General features: G+C 75.1%; 1 protein-coding gene and 1 pseudogene. Both read left to right on the top strand.

Translation table 11 applies throughout. The features are described 5' to 3' along the window. Nucleotides 1-1,646 (top strand): FtsK/SpoIIIE domain-containing protein (locus tag KBX53_RS31750; RefSeq protein ID WP_210863493.1); only part of this gene is annotated, 1,646 nt, incomplete at its 5' end. 2 nt (nucleotides 1,647-1,648) lie between these two features. Beyond that, nucleotides 1,649-1,870 (top strand): annotated as a pseudogene (locus KBX53_RS31745) (hypothetical protein); the annotation flags it as partial.

Genomic DNA, 1,870 nt, shown 5'->3' with positions numbered 1-1,870 from the left:
GGCCCGAACGGCGCTGCGCCGAGGCCGCCAGCACCGCTCTGCCTACGGTGATCGGCCGGGCCGGCGGCGGGTCGACGGCGCCCTTCGCCACCGCGCTGACGCTCGCCATCGACGACGCCACCCCGCACTGGCTGGTCGGTGGGCGCACCGGTGCCGGCAAGACCGTCTTCCTCCTCGACGTCCTCTACGGGTTGGCCGCCCGCTACTCGCCGGCCGAGTTGCAGCTCTACCTGCTCGACTTCAAGGAGGGCGTGAGCTTCACCGAGTTCGTGCCCACCGGTCGGGACCCGTCCTGGCTGCCGCACGCCCGTGCCGTCGGCATCGAGTCCGACCGCGAGTACGGTCTCGCGGTGCTGCGCGAGCTGCGCCGGGAAGCCCAGCGCCGGGCCACCGCGCTCAAACGGCACGGCGTCACCAAGCTCGCCGACCTGCCCCGGGACAATCCGCTGCCGCGCATCGTGACCGTCATCGACGAGTTCCACGTGCTGCTCGCCGGCAACGACGCGCTGGCCCGCGAGGCGGTCGACCTGCTGGAGGAGTTGGCCCGCAAGGGCCGCTCGTACGGCATCCACCTGGTGCTGGCCAGCCAGAGCATGACCGGCATCGAAGCCCTCTACGGCCGGGCCGAGGCGATCTTCGGGCAGTTCGCGTTGCGGGTGGCGCTGCCCGGCGGTGGCGGGGTGCTCGACCAGCTCAACGACGCCGCCGCGGCCCTGCCGGTCGGCTCCGCCGTGGTCAACACCGCCGCCGGCGCGGTCGGCGCCGACACCGTGCTGCACTTCCCGGACGCGCACGCCGCCGCGGCCGACCTCGCCGCGTTGCGCCACGAGCTGTGGCAGGCCCGCCCGCCGGGCTCGCGCGCACCGGCGGTCTTCAAGGGGTACGAAGCCGCGCGGATCGAGGACGACAGCACCTTCGCGGGGCTGCGCCCCGGTGGTCGACGCCCGATGGCCCTGGTCGGCCGAACCGTCGACGTGCACGGCACCACCGCACTGTTCCTCATGGACACCACCCCCGGCCGGCACCTCGCCGTGGTGGGCACCGCACCGACCGGCGCGGACGTGCTGCGCGCCGCGACGCTCAGCCTGGCCCGCCAGCACACCCCCGGCGACGCCCGGTTCCAGCTGGCCTGCCTGGTCACCGTCGCCGACCCGGTCGCCGACGACACCGAGGCCGCGCTGCGGGCCGCCGGCCACCCGGTGCAGCGCCTGGACGCGACCGGGCTGCGCGACCGGATCGCCGCACTGGCCGCCGAGCCCACCGGCCGCGAATACCTGGTGGTGTTCGGGATGGACGCCGCCGCGCCCGTCCTCGGCGCCACCGACCCCGACACGTTCCGCTCCGGGCTGGACGACCTGCGTACCGTGCTGCGTCAGGGCCCCGGGCAGGGGGTGCACCTGCTCGGCTGGTGGCGGGGGCTGCGCCGGCTCGCCGACGACCTCGGCGGCACCCAGAACCGCGACGACGTCGCCTGCCTGGTCGCGCTCAACGTGCCCGGCGCCGAGCTGGCAGTGCACCTCGGCGCACACGACCTGACCTACACGCCCTCCGCCGACCGGGCGCTGCTGATCGACCGGCACGACCAGCGCATCCGGTTGATAGTCCCGTACGTCGGCGACGGGCACGAGCCGGACGGGGAGCGGTGACAGTGTCCTTCGAGGAGTACGCGGCGCTGGCCCGGCAGCTCTCCGAGCAGCGCCGCGCTGGTGAACGACACGCCGCCACCGAATCCGCGCGCCGTCGTGACCTGCACGCCGCCGTCGACTCCCTCCAGCAGCGGCTGACCGCCCAGGGGCAGCGCCTCGACCAGCTCGGCCGGGCGATCGGCGTCGACCAGCCATCCCCGACCGCTGGCCCGGGGGTCGGGGCG

The sequence above is a fragment of the Micromonospora sp. M51 genome (assembly GCF_018070305.1).
GTDB classification, from domain to species: domain Bacteria; phylum Actinomycetota; class Actinomycetes; order Mycobacteriales; family Micromonosporaceae; genus Micromonospora; species Micromonospora parva.
The sequence above is the reverse complement of the archived record's forward strand: the minus strand, read 5'-3'. Positions and strand labels throughout refer to the sequence as shown.